At 60.6% G+C, this 16,537-nt stretch carries 18 protein-coding genes; 8 read left to right on the top strand and 10 right to left on the bottom strand.

Going from position 1 to position 16,537, the window contains the following annotated elements:
• Window positions 1-26: 26 nt before the first annotated feature.
• From OOZ53_RS02395 to OOZ53_RS02380, 4 genes are read left to right on the top strand one after another with little or no spacing between them, the layout of a single operon-like run.
• Window positions 27-1,004: an ABC transporter permease gene (locus OOZ53_RS02395; RefSeq protein WP_271087700.1), complete on the top strand. Its 978-nt coding sequence runs from the start codon at window positions 27-29 to the stop codon at window positions 1,002-1,004.
• A complete protein-coding gene (locus OOZ53_RS02390) occupies window positions 1,001-1,942 on the top strand; it encodes an ABC transporter permease (RefSeq protein ID WP_271087699.1) in 942 nt (313 codons plus the stop codon). The genes OOZ53_RS02395 and OOZ53_RS02390 overlap by 4 nt, the downstream gene beginning before the upstream one ends.
• A 4-nt stretch (window positions 1,943-1,946) precedes the next feature.
• Complete coding sequence (locus tag OOZ53_RS02385; protein ID WP_271087698.1) at window positions 1,947-2,924, top strand: ABC transporter ATP-binding protein; 978 nt, start codon at window positions 1,947-1,949, stop codon at window positions 2,922-2,924.
• On the top strand, window positions 2,921-3,913 hold the full coding sequence (locus OOZ53_RS02380) for an ABC transporter ATP-binding protein (protein WP_271087697.1): 993 nt from the start codon (window positions 2,921-2,923) through the stop codon (window positions 3,911-3,913). Before OOZ53_RS02385 ends, OOZ53_RS02380 begins: the two co-directional genes overlap by 4 nt.
• An 18-nt stretch (window positions 3,914-3,931) precedes the next feature.
• Here the strand turns inward: OOZ53_RS02380 and OOZ53_RS02375 are convergent, their stop codons facing one another.
• Window positions 3,932-4,156: a GDCCVxC domain-containing (seleno)protein gene (locus OOZ53_RS02375; RefSeq protein WP_271087696.1), complete on the bottom strand. Its 225-nt coding sequence runs from the start codon at window positions 4,154-4,156 to the stop codon at window positions 3,932-3,934.
• A 4-nt stretch (window positions 4,157-4,160) separates the two neighbouring features.
• Window positions 4,161-4,490 (bottom strand): hypothetical protein, encoded by a 330-nt coding sequence (locus tag OOZ53_RS02370; RefSeq protein ID WP_271087695.1) that lies wholly within the window; start codon window positions 4,488-4,490, stop codon window positions 4,161-4,163.
• A gap of 81 nt (window positions 4,491-4,571) precedes the next feature.
• Here OOZ53_RS02370 and OOZ53_RS02365 point away from each other — a divergent pair, with 81 nt between their 5' ends.
• Complete coding sequence (locus OOZ53_RS02365; RefSeq protein ID WP_271087694.1) at window positions 4,572-4,976, top strand: MerR family transcriptional regulator; 405 nt, start codon at window positions 4,572-4,574, stop codon at window positions 4,974-4,976.
• Here OOZ53_RS02365 and OOZ53_RS02360 read toward each other — a convergent pair.
• The 6 genes from OOZ53_RS02360 to OOZ53_RS02335 all read right to left on the bottom strand — a co-directional run bounded on the left by OOZ53_RS02360 (window position 4,973) and on the right by OOZ53_RS02335 (window position 10,945).
• A complete protein-coding gene (locus OOZ53_RS02360) occupies window positions 4,973-5,869 on the bottom strand; it encodes a cation diffusion facilitator family transporter (RefSeq protein WP_271087693.1) in 897 nt (298 codons plus the stop codon). The genes OOZ53_RS02365 and OOZ53_RS02360 overlap by 4 nt on opposite strands.
• Before the next feature lie 144 nt (window positions 5,870-6,013).
• On the bottom strand, window positions 6,014-7,306 hold the full coding sequence (locus tag OOZ53_RS02355; protein ID WP_271087692.1) for a TRAP transporter large permease: 1,293 nt from the start codon (window positions 7,304-7,306) through the stop codon (window positions 6,014-6,016).
• Entirely contained in the window at window positions 7,303-7,827 is a 525-nt protein-coding gene (locus OOZ53_RS02350) for a TRAP transporter small permease (RefSeq protein ID WP_271087691.1), read from the bottom strand. The genes OOZ53_RS02355 and OOZ53_RS02350 overlap by 4 nt, the downstream gene beginning before the upstream one ends.
• A gap of 12 nt (window positions 7,828-7,839) precedes the next feature.
• The gene (gene dctP / locus OOZ53_RS02345) at window positions 7,840-8,841 is read right to left on the bottom strand and encodes a TRAP transporter substrate-binding protein DctP (protein WP_271087690.1); all 1,002 of its coding nucleotides are present in this window, start codon (window positions 8,839-8,841) and stop codon (window positions 7,840-7,842) included.
• A 64-nt stretch (window positions 8,842-8,905) separates the two neighbouring features.
• Window positions 8,906-10,366 carry an aminotransferase class V-fold PLP-dependent enzyme gene (locus OOZ53_RS02340; protein WP_271087689.1) on the bottom strand — a complete coding sequence of 487 codons (1,461 nt, stop codon included), beginning with the start codon at window positions 10,364-10,366 and terminating at the stop codon, window positions 8,906-8,908.
• A gap of 117 nt (window positions 10,367-10,483) precedes the next feature.
• Window positions 10,484-10,945 carry an Lrp/AsnC family transcriptional regulator gene (locus OOZ53_RS02335; RefSeq protein WP_271087688.1) on the bottom strand — a complete coding sequence of 154 codons (462 nt, stop codon included), beginning with the start codon at window positions 10,943-10,945 and terminating at the stop codon, window positions 10,484-10,486.
• Between the two features lie 199 nt (window positions 10,946-11,144).
• Between OOZ53_RS02335 and OOZ53_RS02330 the strand changes: the two genes are divergently transcribed.
• Window positions 11,145-12,560 (top strand): amidase family protein, encoded by a 1,416-nt coding sequence (locus OOZ53_RS02330; protein ID WP_271087687.1) that lies wholly within the window; start codon window positions 11,145-11,147, stop codon window positions 12,558-12,560.
• A gap of 5 nt (window positions 12,561-12,565) precedes the next feature.
• On the opposite strand, the gene OOZ53_RS02325 is transcribed toward OOZ53_RS02330, so the two are convergent.
• Window positions 12,566-13,807, bottom strand: coding sequence for an MFS transporter (locus OOZ53_RS02325; RefSeq protein WP_271087686.1), 1,242 nt, complete (start codon window positions 13,805-13,807; stop codon window positions 12,566-12,568).
• Window positions 13,808-14,078: 271 nt separating this feature from the next.
• On the opposite strand from OOZ53_RS02325, the gene OOZ53_RS02320 reads away from it, so the two are divergent.
• Window positions 14,079-14,558 (top strand): hypothetical protein, encoded by a 480-nt coding sequence (locus OOZ53_RS02320; RefSeq protein ID WP_271087685.1) that lies wholly within the window; start codon window positions 14,079-14,081, stop codon window positions 14,556-14,558.
• Window positions 14,559-14,706: 148 nt separating this feature from the next.
• Window positions 14,707-15,657 (top strand): prolyl aminopeptidase, encoded by a 951-nt coding sequence (gene pip, locus OOZ53_RS02315; RefSeq protein ID WP_271087684.1) that lies wholly within the window; start codon window positions 14,707-14,709, stop codon window positions 15,655-15,657.
• Here the strand turns inward: pip and OOZ53_RS02310 are convergent.
• Window positions 15,645-16,253: an NUDIX domain-containing protein gene (locus OOZ53_RS02310; protein ID WP_271087683.1), complete on the bottom strand. Its 609-nt coding sequence runs from the start codon at window positions 16,251-16,253 to the stop codon at window positions 15,645-15,647. The two genes, pip and OOZ53_RS02310, sit on opposite strands and share 13 nt — an antisense overlap.
• Window positions 16,254-16,537 lie beyond the last annotated feature (284 nt).

Below are 16,537 nucleotides of genomic sequence, written 5' to 3'. Positions count from 1 at the left end.
AAGCCGGGGCCTAAGACTATTTCCCAATGCTTGCTTTTGTAATTCGACGTCTTGTTCAGTCGGTGGTGGTGATGCTGGTTGTCAGTCTCATTGCCTTTGTCATGTTCCGTTTTGTCGGCGATCCTGTCGACCAGATGGTCGGTCTTGAAACCGCCCTCGAAGAGCGCGCCAAGCTGCGCGAACAGCTCGGCCTCAACGATCCGCTGCCGGTGCAGTTCTGGAATTTCGTCTCAAAGGCCGCGCAGGGCGATCTGGGGGTTTCCTACCAGTTCAAGCGTCCGGTCTCCGTATTGCTTGGTGAACGCTTGCCCGCGACGTTGGAGCTGTCTTTTGTGTCCGCGCTATTCGCGTTGCTGGCGGGCATTCCGATGGGTGTCTATACCGCCTTGCGACGGGAGAGCATCCTGTCGAAACTGTTTCTGACCGTTTCACTGATCGGCATTTCACTGCCGACATTCCTTATCGGCATCCTGCTTATCTTCATTTTCTCGGTGAACCTGCAATGGCTCCCGAGCTTCGGGCGCGGCCAGGTGGTCGATCTCGGCTGGTGGACGACCGGCTTCCTGACGGCTTCGGGCCTCAAGGCGCTGATCCTGCCATCGATCACGCTCGGTCTCTTCCAGATGACGCTGATCATGCGCCTGGTGCGCTCCGAGATGCTTGAAGTGCTGCGCACCGACTACATCAAATTCGCGCGGGCGCGCGGGCTGAAAGACAGGGCGATCCATTTCGGCCACGCGCTGAAGAACACGCTTGTCCCGGTGATCACCATCACCGGTCTGCAGCTTGGCTCCATCATAGCCTTTGCCATCATTACGGAAACGGTCTTCCAGTGGCCGGGCATGGGTCTGCTGTTCCTGCAGGCGGTGCAGAACGTCGATATTCCGATCATGTCCGCCTATCTGCTGCTGATCGCCTTCCTGTTTGTCGCCATCAATCTGATTGTCGACATGCTCTATGTCGTGGTCGATCCGCGCATCCGCATTGGGGGGGCTGAGGCATGAGCACCGACACGCAGGAAATTGCGCGCCCCGGCTTTTGGGCCCGCGCGTTCGAATCCGACATCTGGCATTCCTTCAAGCGCTCCAAGATAACCATCGTCGCGGCAATCGTGACGATGATCATTTTCCTGAGCGCGCTGTTCGCGCCCTTGATCGCGCCGCATAACCCGTTCGATCTGGCAACGCTCTCGCTGCTCGATTCGCTGACGCCGCCGGCCTGGGAGGAGGGTGGTGATCCGCGCTTCCTGCTCGGCACGGACGACCAGGGACGCGGTATCCTTTCGACAATCCTGTACGGATCGCGCATTTCTCTGGCCGTCGGCTTCGCCTCCGTGGTTTTCGCGGCGATCCTCGGTATTTCGCTGGGTCTTCTGGCCGGCTATGCGGGCGGGCGCACGGATTCGATCATCATGCGCATCGCCGACGTGCAACTGACCTTTCCGGCCATCCTGATCGCATTGCTGATTGACGGTTCGGTGCGCAGCGTGCTCGGCGGCATCGACCGGGAGCAATCGGCCTTCTACGTGCTGGTGATCTCGATTGGCCTGTCCTTCTGGGTGCAGTATGCGCGCACGGTCCGCTCGTCGACGCTGGTGGAGAAGAACAAGGAATATGTCCAGGCCGCGCGTCTGATCGGGCTGCACCCGATCAAGATCATGGCCCGGCATGTCCTGCCCAACGTGATGGGACCTGTGCTCGTCATCGCGACGATCAATCTGGCGCTTGCCATCATCACCGAGGCGACGCTTTCGTTCCTTGGCGTCGGCATACCGCCGACCCAGCCATCGCTCGGGACGATGATCCGCATCGGCAACGACTTCCTGTTCTCCGGCGAATGGTGGATCACCATATTCCCGGGCATCACGCTGGCCATCCTCGTGCTCGCCGTCAATCTGCTTGGCGACTGGCTGCGCGATGCGCTCAATCCGCGGCTGAGGTGATCCCATGAGTGACGCACTTTTGACGGTCCGCGACCTGGTGGTCGAGTTTCCGACCCGCAAGGGCATATTGACGGCTGTCGACCGGGTCAGTTTCGAGATCGGCCGCGGCGAGGTCCTCGGCGTTGTCGGCGAGTCCGGCGCCGGCAAGTCCATGACCGGCTCCGCCATCATCGGCCTCATCGAACCGCCCGGGCATATCGCCGGCGGCTCGATCGAACTGGCCGGCGAGCGGATCGACAACCTTCCCTTGGAGGCCATGCGCAAGGTGCGGGGCAAGCGGATCGGCATGGTCTTCCAGGACCCGCTGACCTCGCTGAACCCGCTTTATACGATCGCCGAACAGCTCATCGAAACGATCCGCACCCATCTCAAACTCAGCGAACGCGATGCGCGCGCCCGGGCGATCGGCCTGCTTGACGAGGTCGGCATTCCGGCGGCCTCGCGGCGCATTGACGATTACCCGCACCAGTTCTCCGGTGGCATGCGCCAGCGGGTGGTCATTGCGCTGGCGCTGTGCGCCGAGCCGGAACTGGTGATCGCCGACGAGCCGACGACGGCGCTTGACGTTTCGGTCCAGTCGCAGATCATCGACGTTCTGAAGAACATGTGCGCCGAACACGGAAGTTCCGTGATGCTGATCACCCACGACATGGGTGTCATCGCCGAGGCGGCCGACCGCGTTGCCGTGATGTATGCCGGCCGCCTGGCGGAGATCGGTCCGGTGCGCGATGTGATTCAGGATGCGCGTCACCCTTACACCAAAGGCCTGATGGGTTCGATCCCGACACTGATGCACGACTCCGACCGCCTGACGCAGATCCCGGGTTCCATGCCGCGCCTGACGGACATCCCGCCCGGCTGCGCCTTCAGTCCGCGCTGTCCAAAGGCATTTGACCGTTGTTTCGCAGAGCAGCCTTCCTGCAAGGCACATGAGGACCGCGAAGTCGCCTGCCTGCTTTACGATGAAGGAGCGCGGCCATGACCGAGGCACTGGTCAATGTCGAACATCTAAGCCGGGTCTTTGACGTCTCCAAACCGTGGCTCAACCGCGTGCTCGAACGGGATGAGAAAAAGTTTCTTGTCGCCGTCAACGACGTGACGTTCGAGATAAGGCGCGGCGAGACCTTTGCGCTGGTCGGCGAATCCGGCTCCGGCAAATCGACCATCGCCAAACTGATTGTCGGCCTGATCCGCCCGAGCGGCGGGCAGATCAGCTTCGACGGCAAGAATGTCGCGACACAAGGCAGTTCGTCGATGCGGCAGCTTCGAAGCCGCTTCCAGATGATCTTCCAGGATCCGTTCGCCAGCCTCAATCCGCGCTGGCGGGTCAAGGACATTATCGCCGAGCCGATCAGGACCTTCGGCCTTGAGGGAGAAGCGGTCAACTGGCAGAAGCGCGTCGACGAGTTGCTCGAAACCGTCGGTCTTTCCTCCGGGGACGGCGCAAAATACCCGCACGAATTCTCCGGAGGCCAGCGTCAGCGCATCGCCATTGCGCGCGCTTTGTCGGCGCAACCGGAATTCATCGTCTGCGACGAGCCGACCTCGGCGCTCGATGTTTCCGTGCAGGCGCAGATCCTCAATCTGATGCGCGACCTGCAGGACGAGTACGGTCTGACCTATCTCTTCATCAGCCATGACCTTTCGGTCGTGCGGCACATGGCGACCCGCATCGGCGTGCTATATCTCGGCCGTCTTGTCGAGGTGGCGGAAGGCAAGACGCTGTTCAAGGATCCCCAGCATCCCTACACCAAGATGCTGCTGGACGCCGTTCCCGACCTGGAGATGACCGGGCGCGCCCGCAAGCCGGTCGAGGGCGAGATTCCCAACCCGATCGATCCGCCGACCGGCTGCGCCTTTCACCCGCGTTGCGCGCTGGCCAACGAACGCTGCAAGAGCGAGAAGCCGGAACTGAAGCTGCACGGAACGACGGAAACGGCGTGTTTCGCGGTTGATGAAGGCCGTTCCTGATCCGCCGGTTAGTGTGACTCAGGCATTGCTGCAGCAGTCCGAACCATCCTGAACGGGCGGGCAGGGGACGGTTCCGTAGGAACAGAAGACGCAGCAGTCGCCTGCTTTCGGCTTTAGAAGCGCGCCGCAGCCCTTGCAGTCGTAGAACCATTGGCAGGCATCCGTCGGCATGGTTTCTCGCGCGACATGGCCGCAACGTGGACACGTGATTTCCGATTCGAGGATGGGACAGGCTTCAGACATCGTGCTACATAAGCCCGATCAGATAGTTGTTTATCAGGCCTTCATTCATCAGGACGAGCCAAGCGACCAGCATGATAACGGTGCCGGCAGCCAGTTTGCCGTAAACACCTGGCTTGGCATGACTCCGTATTGCGACGAACCACGCGAGCGCAATAAGTGCGGTCGATGCAGCGCCGACGTAGTATCCGGCCGCGGCTATGCTGCCAAGGACCGCGACCCAACTGCCCCCAAGGCCAACCAACATCAGTGCAAGCGGCAATACGCAACAGGCGGCCGTGAACAGCGCGAGAATCGAACCGAGCAGTCCCGCCTTTGAGAGTCCGTTTCCTTGCAATATCTAATACCCATGGCCGTGATTTGTGCTCAGTGAGCATTTATACATGCTGTAGCGGCTACAGGATCAAGGACCAACAATATGCACACGATCGGCCAAGCCTCGAAACTGAGTGGTATTCATGTCGAGACGATCCGGTATTACGAACGCGAAGGCATATTGCCGCGAGCGGAGAGAGAGCAAAATGGCCGGCGCGTGTACACCAAGGATGATATCGTGCGTATGCGTTTTGTCAGGCAGTGCCGGGATTTGGGATTTCCAATCCGTGACACGCAAGCGTTGCTTATGTTGACGGTCGAGCAGACGCCTTGCGACCGAGCGCAGTCGATTGCGCGCAAGAATCTTGAAGCAGTGCGGGAAAAAATATCAGAACTGTCAGCCCTTGAGCGCGAACTTGATGTGCTGGTGTCCAGTTGCCGGTCGAACGATCCGGGCTGCGCCTTACTGCAGGGACTTTTGGGCAACGCTCCGCAATCAACTGGCTAGCTAATCGCCAGCCCGTCCCGTTTGCTCTCTTCGTTCGGTTCGACATGGATCGTGATGTTCGATCCGGGAATGGCTTCGGCGAGTGCGGCCTCCACGCGATTGCAGATCGCATGGGAGTCGGCGACGCTCATTGTGCCATCGACCACCAGGTGAAACTCGATGAAGGATACGTGTCCGGCGCGGCGTGTCTTGATATCGTGGACCTCCAGTGCGCCGGCTGCGCTGGCGAGGATCGTCTGCCGTATCCTTTCAGTCTCGTTTTCGTCCAGGGCGCTGTCCATCAATCCGTCGACGGAAGACCGGATCACTTTCCAGCCCTCGATCAGAACGTTGATGCCGACGCCGATGGCAATCAGCGAGTCGAGAAACAGCCAGCCCGTTGCGAGAACAAGACCGAGCCCGACCAGGACGCCGGCGGAGGTAACGACATCGACCATGATGTGACGGCCATCGGCCGCCAGCGCGGGAGACCGCGACCGTCGGCCCTCCTGGATCAGGCGCCATGCCCAAAGGCCGTTGATGATGGCGGCGACGGCATTGACAGCCATTCCGGACAACGGTTCATTCAGATCGCGCGGCGCGGCCAGCGCGGAAATCGCCTCGCTGAAAATGAGAAGGGCGGCCACAACGATCAGGACGCCTGCCACAACGGCTGAGAAATATTCAGCCTTGTAGTGGCCGAAAGGGTGTCTCTTGTCGGCGGGGACGTGGCTGATGCGGATGGCAAGCCAGGCGAGGGCGGCTGTCACCACGTTGATGACGGATTCCAGCGCATCCGAAAACAGCGCGACGGAACCGGTGATCCACCAGGCGAGGATCTTCAGGAAAAGCACGGCGCAGGCGACTGCGATCGACCAGCCTGCGAGATTGGCTATGCGGTGTTTGCTGCTCAAATTCTTTGCACCGTGTCCTTCGGATCGGCAGGTTCAAGGCGGTTTTTCGGTGGTGCATGCGTCTGCGGCCACTGTCGACAAACTACCCGTCGCGGATGCCCTGACGCAAGACGGCGCCGGATCTCGCGTGAGCGTATTGCCGGTTCAGAACAGAAGATCGGGCAGGAACAGAGCCAGTGCGGGAAACAGCGTGAGAACGACGATGGCGAACAGGTGGATCACCCAATAGGGCACGGTGGCGATGGCGACACGCCCGAGACTCACTTCGCCGTTGGTCAGCGCCGTGATGACCGAAAGGTTGAGCCCGACCGGCGGCGTGACCTGGCCGATTTCGATCACGATGGTGATGAGAACGCCAATCCAGATCGGATCGAAGCCGAGTCCCGTCAGCAGTGGAAACGTGACGGGCAGGGTCATGATCATCAGTGACAGGCCGTCGAAAAAACAGCCAAGAACGAGATAGATCAAAACGACGATGAGCAGGATGCCGTGGGCTCCCAAACCGCTGTCGGCGACCGCCTCAAGGATCTGTTGCGGCACACCCAATATGCTGATCGACAGCGCCAGCACTGTCGCGCCGAGCACAAGAAAGCCGATCGAGGAGAAAAGCAGGACGGAATCGTAGATTGCGCTGACCAGCTTGCGCGGCGTCAGGTCGCCCCAGATTGTCGCGACCACCGCTGCGATGACGACCCCCAGACCGGCTGCTTCCGTGGGCGTTGCGAAACCGCCGACGATGCTGCCGATGACCGCCAGGATCAGCAGCACGATGGGCCAGACCTGTCCGAAGCCGGCCAGTATCTGGCGCAGGGGCAGGCCTTGCGGATCGCGCGGTGCGAGCGCGGGTGTCTGCATTGCGCGGATCAGAATGTAGACCATGAAGAGCGCGCCAATGAGCAGGCCGGGTACGATGCCTGCTGCGAAAAGGCGGCCTATCGAGGTTTCGGTCAGCGCACCGTAGATCAGGAATGACAGGCTTGGCGGGATCAGAAGACCAAGCGTTCCGCCGCCCGCGAGGCTGCCGACCACCATGTCGCGGTCGTAGCCGCGTCGCGACATCTCCGGATAGGCCACGGACCCGACCGCGGCGGCAGTCGAAAGGCTGGACCCGCTGACCGCGCCGAACAGCGTGCATACGGCGATATTGGTGTGCAGGAGCCCGCCCGGTACACGGCGAAAAACCGGAGAGAAGGCGGTATAGGCCCGCTCGCTGATGCCGCTGCGCAGGAGGATTTCGCCCAGGAGAATGAACATCGGAACGGCACTGAGCGTGAAGGAGTTGAAAACGTTCCAGATCGCATCGACGGCCAGCGCCGAGGCGCCGTTCGAGAAGACATAAAGAATGACAAGCCCGGTCAGGCCGAGCGCGGCGCCAAGCGCCATGCCGGTGCCGGCTGTCGAGACCAGCCCGCCGATCAGCAGCACCCAGAAGCTCACGTGCCGGTTCCGCCTGTCTGTGAGGATGCAGGTGGGACTTCGCCTTTCTGCGGAATGATCCCGGCGAGACGGGCGATGAGGATTGTACCCGACAGCACCAGGGCCAGCGGCATGACGGCCATCCAGGGATAAAGCAGAATACGCGTGGTCAGGGTTTTGAGGTTACGGTCATAGGCGAACTCGAACCAGGGTATTGTTTCGATCGCCAGCCAGGCAAAGAATGCAACGCCAAGGATAAGTGCAGCGACCGAAAGGCCGATGGCCCATGCGCCACGCACATTGTCGGCCACAATGGCAACCCGCACGTGCCGGGATTTGAGTGTGACCATCGGAAGGCCGAGAAGCAGCGTGACACTCAGCAGCAGCCCGACGACCTCTTCGGTGATGTGCAGGGGTGTCCCAAGCCTGCGCATGACGACGCCGGCCGAGATGATCCCCACGATTGCCACCATGCAGAGGGCCGCCGCGGCGGCGCAGGCAAGGGCCAGACCATGCAGCCCTTGCGCAATGTTGTGTCTCAACGCCACCGCCGATCAGCGGCCAAGAGCGTTGAGGACGCGCTGACGGTAGTCCGGTGCCTTGCCACCTGCCTCTTCAGCCAGATCGGCCCAGATCTCGGTGACGGTGGCAACGAAGGCCTCACGGTCTTCGTCCGGAAAGTCGTCACCCCAGACGATACCCTGTTCAACCAGCTTTTCGCGGGCCGCCAGCTCTCGGGCGTAATCGTTCTCGTACTGGTTCGTCCGGTTCCAGAGGTCTTCCGCGGCGGCAGCGACCGCCTCCTTCAGCGCGGGATCGGCGGCTTCCCACTTATCCGTTGCCACGCCGATCACGTAAGGACCGGACGCCATAGGATAGAGGAAGGAAGCGTATTTGGACACTTCCTGGAGCGATACGGTGTGGGCGTAAAGCGCCGGATAGAGCGCACAGTCGACGACCCCGGTGCGCATCGCGACATACATTTCCTCTTGCGGGATGATCTGCGCGGCAACGCCGAGGCGCGTGAATGTTTCGACCTGATCGCGCGCCCAGACGCGCAGTTTCTTTTCTTTCAGATCGGCAATCGTGTTGACCGGTTCGTCCCGGCAGAAGACCGAGACAGAGAGCATCGGGATCGGTACATAACCCACCGAGGAGACTCCCCAATCGGCGAATTCCTCCTCGTAAATCTCGCGGACCACCGGGATGGCTTTCTCGAATTCCTCGATCGACCCGATGGTGCCCTGCACCACGACCGAGCTCAGAGCCGGGGCGTCACGGCCCAGATAGTTGGCCCACATCAGGCTCATTTCCACCGCGCCGCGCGGCAGGAACCGCAAGGTGTCGGTGTTCGGCAGACCAAGCGAACCGCCGCTGAACAGCTTCAATGTGTGCTCGCCGCCGGTCTTGTCGTTCACATCGGCCACGAATTTTTCCAGTTCGGCCGATTCCGGACGGGTTTCCGGCAGGAAGTTGTTGAGCCGCCATTCCTCGGCCGCCGCCGGCGCGGCAGCAACAGCAAGGCCCATCGTCAGGGCAAAAGTGATGTTACGCATTCATGTTCCTCCTTGTTTATCGGTTATCGGCACTGCGCACGAACATTCTCCAATCGACTGTGCCTCACATAGGCGATGCGGCCGCCATCCCGGCCTCGGGCAGGGTGGCCACCGGCGAGAAGCGTGCCGTCGTCGGGTCGGTATCGTAATAAACCTCCAGCGCGTCAAGCCTTGTCGACAATGCGTTGACACTGTCGATAATGTAGCGCGCGGTCGTATCGTTGAGGAGATAGCTGAAATTCAGGCGCACCCAACCGGGCTTGCGCAACTCCCTGCCGGCGTGCAGATCAGCCAGGAGCGCTCTGGACGCGGTCTCGTCAATGCCCAGAAGGCGATGTGCATAGGGGCCCGCACAGGCGCAGCCCCCGCGTGCCTGGATGCCGCAGACATCGGACAGCATGCGTGTGAAGAGCTGGTGATGGAAGGGCCGCCCGTCAGCCCGACACACCAGGAACGAGAAGATCGGCAGACGGTTGGCGTGCTCAGCGCCGAGAAGACGAAGCTGCCTGTTAGACGCCCATCCCGCGACAGCCATGGCGTTGAGCGCGGCTTCGCGCTCGGCAATTGCCTCCGTTCCGATCGCGTCCTTGACGATGAAGGCCAGAGCGGCGCGGATATCGCCGACCACGTTGGGCGTTCCCGCTTCTTCCCGCGCCACCGGGCTGGCGCTGTAGACCTGCTCCCAGGGCGATACGAACGTCACCGTTCCGCCGCCGGGCCAGGAGGGCCGCCCCGGGACAACGGCGCGGTCGCGAACGATCAGCACGCCGCTTGCGCCCGGTCCGCCCGGAAACTTGTGGGGCGAGACGACAACCGCGTCCTTCATGGTTTCGGGCGTGGGGGCCATATCGATGGGAAGATAGGGGCCGCCACCGGCATAATCCCAGACCGCTAGCGCTTCGTGCCGCTTCAGCAACCGCGTCGTGGCTTCTGTGTCGGTGATTATCCCGGTAACGTTCGAGGCGGCCGAGAACGCGCCGATCTTTAGGTCGGCGTCGGCATTTGCGCGCAGTTCATCTTCCAATGCTGCCAGATCAGGTCCGCCGCTTTCGCCTTCCGGTATCTCGATGACCCGCGCCCGGCTCTCGCGCCACGGCAGAAGGTTGGAATGGTGCTCATAAGGCCCGACAAAAACAACCGCCTTGCGGGCCGTGTTCACACCGAACAGATGCACAAGGCGGTTCACACCCGCCGTTGCGCCGGAACCCGCAAATATTACCGAACATCCTCTGGCCCGGGTCAGCCGCGCGATCTCGGCCCGCGCCGCACCGCGCATCCGGGTCATGTAGGCGCCGCAATAGGACGCCTCGGTGTGGCTGTTGGCGTAGTAAGGCAGAACCGCGTCGCGTATATAGTCCTCGACCTGGGTGAGCGCGCGGCCCGATGCGACATAATCGGCATAGACCAGTGCGACATCGCCGAACAGGCCGGGTATCCGGGCGCCGTCGCCGATCACGCCATCGCGGATTGCGGCCAGAATGTTGTTGTTGGACTGTAGAGATTTGCGAAACGCGTCCAGCGCCATTGCGGTTCCTCCCGGACACGAAAATAACACGGAGATGGCGCGAGATTGATCCGAATCGTCACACGTTTGCGGAAAATTTCGATCAAATGACCCAGAAAAGCTCAAAGAAGCGATCATTTAAACGTGTAACGGTCGCTGTTCGGCAATCGACTCCATCGAGAAATGCGAGGTGACCGAGTCGAGTTCAATCTGTTCTATCAATCGCTGATAGACCTTGTCGTAGCTGTCCATGTTCTCCGTCACGATCTTGATCATATAGTCGTATTCGCCGCCGATCCGGAAGAAGTCCACCACCTCCGGCAGGTTGAGGACGATCCGGCGGAATTCATTCAGCCAGTCCGAGGAATGATGCCGCGTCCGCACCATCATGAAAACGACCAGCCCGAGCCCGAGCTTCTGCCGGTCCAGCCGGATTGTCGATCCGGTGATCACGCCGTCCGCATAAAGACGCCGCAACCGCCGCCAGCAGGCGTTTTGCGACAGGCCGATCTTTTCAGCGAGCCGCCGCTGCGAAAGCGCCGCGTCGGACTGCATGGCCGCAATGATGTCTTTGTCAATCTGATCTAATTTTTCGTCCATGGTGCTATCATATGATCGGACAAGGCGGCGAAGCGCAAGATGTTTTGCCCCGGCACCCGATTGTTTGGATCGATCCTGGTCCTTTGTCTTCTGGAAGTTCACATTCCTCTGATTCAGTTGGCGGGGAATTCACCCGGCGCCCCAGGAATGATACGCAAAAGCTCCTGAATTCACCGGAACGCTTGTTGGGAGGCCATCAATGACCGAACGTCCACTGTGGCAGATGAGCGCCTGCGATCTTGCAGATGCGATCGCGGCGGGCACGATATCGTCGAAGGAGGCGGTAACCGCCGCCGTTGATCGCATGCGTGAGCGCAACGGTGGGATCAACGCCGTTGTCGACGATTTCGGCGACGAGGCGATTGTCGAAGCCGAGGCGATGGACATGCAATTGCGTCAATCCGGACCAGTTGGTCCGTTGCACGGCGTGCCGGTGACGATCAAGGAAAATGTCGACCAGGCAGGCAAAGCGACCCCCAACGGCGTCACCGCGTTCAAGGACGTCATAGCACCTGCCGATTCTCCGGTCGCGGCAAATTTCAAGAAAGCCGGTGCGATTGTGATCGGACGCACGAACACGCCGGAGTTCTCATTCCGTGTGACCACGGTCAATGAGCTGCACGGTCGCACATTCAATCCGTGGAACGATTGGGCGACGGCCGGAGGCTCGTCCGGCGGCGCGGCCGCGGCGGTCATGTCCGGCATGGGCGCGCTAGCCCATGGCAACGACATCGCCGGCTCATTGCGCTTTCCACCGGCGGCAACGGGTGCGACGTCGGTAAAGCCGAGCCTCGGGCGTGTGCCGGCCTATAATCCGTCTGCCCCCGCCGAGCGCGGATTGCTGGCACAGCTCATGTCGGTGCAGGGCGTGATTGCCCGCGAGGTGCGCGATGTCCGCCTTGCCATGCGCGAGCTTGTGAGGCCCGATCCGCGCGATCCCTGGATGGTGCCGCTGCCGCTTGACGCTGCGCCGCTGGAAGGCCCGGTCAGGGTGGCGTTCACCAAGAACACGTTTGAGTTCGATCTCGATCCGGCTGTTGAAAAGGCGCTTGATACGGCGCGCGACGCACTTGTTGACGCCGGATACGAGGTCTTCGAAGTCGAGCCGCCGCTGGTGCGCGAGATTGCCCATGAAGCAGGCAAGTGTCTGTTCGGCGAGGTCAAGGCCCTGATGGCCAAGGATATCGACGCCTATGGCAGCGATACGATCAATGCGATCTTCAAGGACTATTTCGAATATTTCGGTGCCTATGAGGGAGACGATCTCCTGCGCGGCCTCGCCAGGCGTTCGCACTACGCGCGCGAGTGGTCGCTGTTCCTTGAGGAGTATCCGCTGGTCCTGACACCCTTCCTGCCGCACCCGACCTATTCCTGGGACTGCGATACCAAGGGCGTTGACGGCGTTGTCGACGCGCTTGGTTCGTCCGTCTACGGCTATTCCATGAATTTCGTCGGACTTCCCGCCGGCAATGTGCCGGCAAACTACAATGACGGGCTGCCCGTCGGCATCCAGATCGTGGGGCGGCGCTTCCGGGAAGACCTCATCCTGGATGCCTGCGAAGCTGTCGAGCAGCGCGTTGGCGTCATGGCCGAGCGGCTCTTCGAGCGCGGATAACGGATTTACCTGACAATCGCATCGATATCCGGATGTCGCCAAGTGGTGCGGATGAGCACAAGCGCAAGCAGTGCGGCGGCCACGCAAATGTAAAATGGCAGACGCAGATCGACCGCCATCATCAGGCCGCCGACCAGCGAAAAAACGCCGGCCGCAAGCGTGAAGGCGGCCGTGCAGATGCCCATGACCCAACCCTGTTCCTCATCCGACACGCTTGCAGAGAAAAGACCGAGCAGGGCCGGGTAGGCGATGCCGAAGCCGAAATAGAATGTGGCGATGAAGACGTAACAAAGGGCCGGTATCGGGGTCAGTACGAACAGGATTCCGCTCAATGCCATGGTTACGGTCACCGTCACGATCACCGGCAATTTGCCGAAGCGACTGAGGATGGGCGTGACCAGGAATGTGCTCGATGTGGCGAGCGCCGCGCCAAGAACCATCATCGCCATGTTCGTTCCGAAAAGGCCGATCTGGAATTCGCTGCTCAGATAATTGTCCATGAAGACATAGAAGGTCACATTGGCGGCCATGAAGCTCAGAAACACGGTGTATAGCCGCATGACGACCGGCTTCTCGCGGATGCGGACCAGCTGGGTGAAAACCTCCATGGGCCTGATTTCAAGTTTCTCCCGGGTCGTCTTCACATCCCGATAGGTGAACTGCACCAGCAGGATCGTGACGAGCACAAGAACGAAAGCGCCGTAGAACGGCATTTTGATGCTGGCGAAGCTTCCGAGTATCGCCGGGTCGGATAAAAGGCCGCCGATGATCGGTCCGCCGACCAGCCCGGCGCTGATGCCGGTCACGATGTAGCCCATGTTGCGCGCCTTTTCCTCGTCGGTGCGGCTGGCGTCGATCATCGCCGCCTGGGCGATCGGCTGGTTTCCAGCCGTGAAGCCGGTTATTCCGCGGCCGAGGATCAACAGCCACAGGCTATCGGCGAACAGGGCGAGAATGGTGATGGCATAACCGGCCAGCGCGCCGAAAAGGCAGATCATGATGGCACGCTTGCGGCCGATTGTGTCGGAAATTTTCGCGACGTAAACGCCACCGAAGAACCAGCAGAGGAAAAATATGCCGATGACAAGGCCGTAGTCGAAATGGCGTGTGGCGTCCGAAGACGAGACCGGCAGAAACGTCAGTTTCGGATCCATGACGAGTTCATTGATGATCGGAAAGACCAGCCCCTGGCCGATCAGATCGACGAAAACGACGGCGAGGAGGGCAAACTTAGCGATAGGCGACATGGGGATCCCTCAATTCTTTGCCGGCAATAGTAGCGCAGAGTGCTCGAATTGGCGCCAATAGTTTGAAATCGGCGAAAGCGGGTCGAAAACCGTGCGCCTCGGCCATACCGCCAGCAGGCGGTTGAAGCGCCCAGCGTTCGCGCCCGAAATATTTAACACTGTAAGCAAGTTTGATCCGCCGCGGGCAAGGGAACCACATCCACGCCCTTATTGCCGGCCACCCTCCATGCGTGGGGACATGCAGTGGGAACGTAGTGTTGGGAGTAAGACTGTGGCCAATGGTAGCGAACTGGCTTTAATACTCGAGGGCGGCAAGGACGCCCAGATCAGGCACACCGACAATTTGCGCGAGCAGTTGGAACGTATCGGCCTGTTGGAAATGTCGGCGGTTGCGGCACCCGCGCTTGCAGCGGCAGTGGGCTCCGCATGTGCGGTGGTGTTCTACACGGCAAATCACGCGCAGGCCGGTGCCACGCTGGGTGACCTGGCCATTGTCCTCGCCTGGTTTTTTGCCGCCGTCTTGCTGTGCGTGATGGTTCCCGGCCTGTCCTGGCTGAGACAATATCTGCATGCGCATGCCCTTTACGAGCAGACGGTCGATTTCGAAGAGCCGTTCATCCACGACAGCGCGAAATCCCGATTTCTGTCTCAATGGGGACGCTTTTGCATGATCGCTTCAGTTGCGGCCATCTTCGGCTCCTATGCGGCGCTGACCGCGGGCGGTTTTGCGTTTCTTGAGATAATGCGCTGATATCCAGAGCTCTTTAGCGCCTTCATCCCCGCCGTTTTGCGCGACGGCGACGCTTTAAGTATGTTGCAATATGCGAATTGTAGAATCCTGTGTAAGACGGGATTTGCAACGCACCGGCTTAAGCCGGACGCAGCAGGGGGTGAGGAAATTGCGCAAGGCCTATCCGCCGATCGAGCCGTATAATTCGGGAATGCTCGATGTCGGCAACGGACATGAGATTTATTGGGAATTGTGCGGCAATCCGGCAGGTAAGCCGGCAATCTTTCTGCATGGAGGGCCGGGCGCCGGCTGCACGGAAGATCATCGGCGGCTGTTCGATCCCGATCGATACCGGGTCCTGTTGTTCGATCAGCGCGGCTGCGGTCGGTCGACGCCCCATGCGAGCCTCGATTCCAACACCACCTGGCATGTGGTCGACGACATAGAATCGTTGCGCATGAAATTCGAGGTCGACCGCTGGCTGGTGCTCGGCGGATCCTGGGGGAGCGCGCTCGCGCTTGCTTATGCGGAGACCTATCCGGACCGGGTTTCGGAACTCGTTCTGCGTGGCATCTTCACCGCCCGGCGGTCGGAGCTTTTGTGGCTCTACCAGGACGGTGCGTCCTGGCTGTTCCCGGACAAATGGCAGCGTTTCATCGAGCCCATTCCGGAAGAAGAACGCGGCGACCTGATTGCCGCCTACCACAAGCGTCTGACAGGTACCGACGAGGCGGCACGCCTCGAAGCCGCCCGCGCCTGGAGCCTCTGGGAGGGTGAGACGGTCCGCTTGATGCCGGACAAGAAACTGAGCGAATTGCACGGCTCCGACGAGTTTGCGCTGGCCATAGCCCGGATCGAAAACCACTATTTCATCAACAAGGGGTTTTTCAAGGACGCGCAGATCCTGCGTGATTCACACAGGATCAAGGATATTCCGGGGGTGATCATTCAGGGGCGCTACGATGTCGTCACACCGGCGCGGACCGCCTGGGACCTGCACCGGGCGTGGCCGGAGGCGGATCTGCAGATCGTGGATGGGGCAGGGCACGCCTATAATGAGCCGGGCATTCTTCACCAGACGATCCTTGCGACCGACCGGTTCGCCGATCAGACCACCTGATTTGCTCGTGCGGGACCTGAAAACAGGTTGATGGCCGCATATTGCAGCAGCATGATGGTCTTGCCGTCCTGGATCCGCCCGTCGCCGATCATCGCATAGGCCTCGTCAAAATCGAGTTCGAGCACCTCGATGTCCTCGCCCTCTTCGGCAAGCCCGCCGCCGTCGGATACCCGGTCCTGCGGCGTGTAGGCCGCGACATAGCAGTGGATCTTCTGGCTGACCGCGCCCGGACTCATGAAAGCCTCGAACACTTTCTCGACGGATGAAATGCGGTACCCGGTCTCTTCTTCCGTCTCGGTGCGAATGCGTTGTTCGGGCGAAGCATCGTCCAGCAGGCCGGCAGGCGTCTCGATTAGGGACTGGTCGTATCCGGCGGTATAGGCGGCGTAGCGGAACTGGCGAACGAGGATGACCTTTCGCCTCTTCGCATCATAAGGCAGGGCGGTCGCGCCGTGACCGCAATCGAAAACGTCGCGTGACACGACTTGCCAGCTTCCGTCGCTGCGCTGATAGTCGAATGTTCCACGAGTCAGACGCGACCATCCTTGGTGAAGCGTCTCCGTGCCCTGGAGCCGCATCCTGTTGCCGATTTTCATTGCAGGAATCCCTTTTGCTGGACGGCATGTGGGAACATGCCCGGCGATCCAAGTCAACTTCCGGCTGGCGTCGCCGAATTCCTTCGCGGCAATGTCAAGGAAACGTAATAAATCCGTCGCCCGGATATGCGTTGGATGGGTACGCGAAGACGCATTGGTGCGGTTCCGTACACCGAGGGAAAATCTTATTTTCAATCCTATCAATAGCATAGGAAATCGGGCGTGGAATTATCCCCTGAGTTATCCACTGTGGAATACTTCGACTCGACACATCCGGCCCATCC

This window comes from Allohoeflea poritis, assembly GCF_027889715.1.
In the GTDB taxonomy this organism is placed as follows: Bacteria; Pseudomonadota; Alphaproteobacteria; order Rhizobiales; family Rhizobiaceae; genus Hoeflea_A; species Hoeflea_A poritis.
The sequence above is the reverse complement of the archived record's forward strand: the minus strand, read 5'-3'. Positions and strand labels throughout refer to the sequence as shown.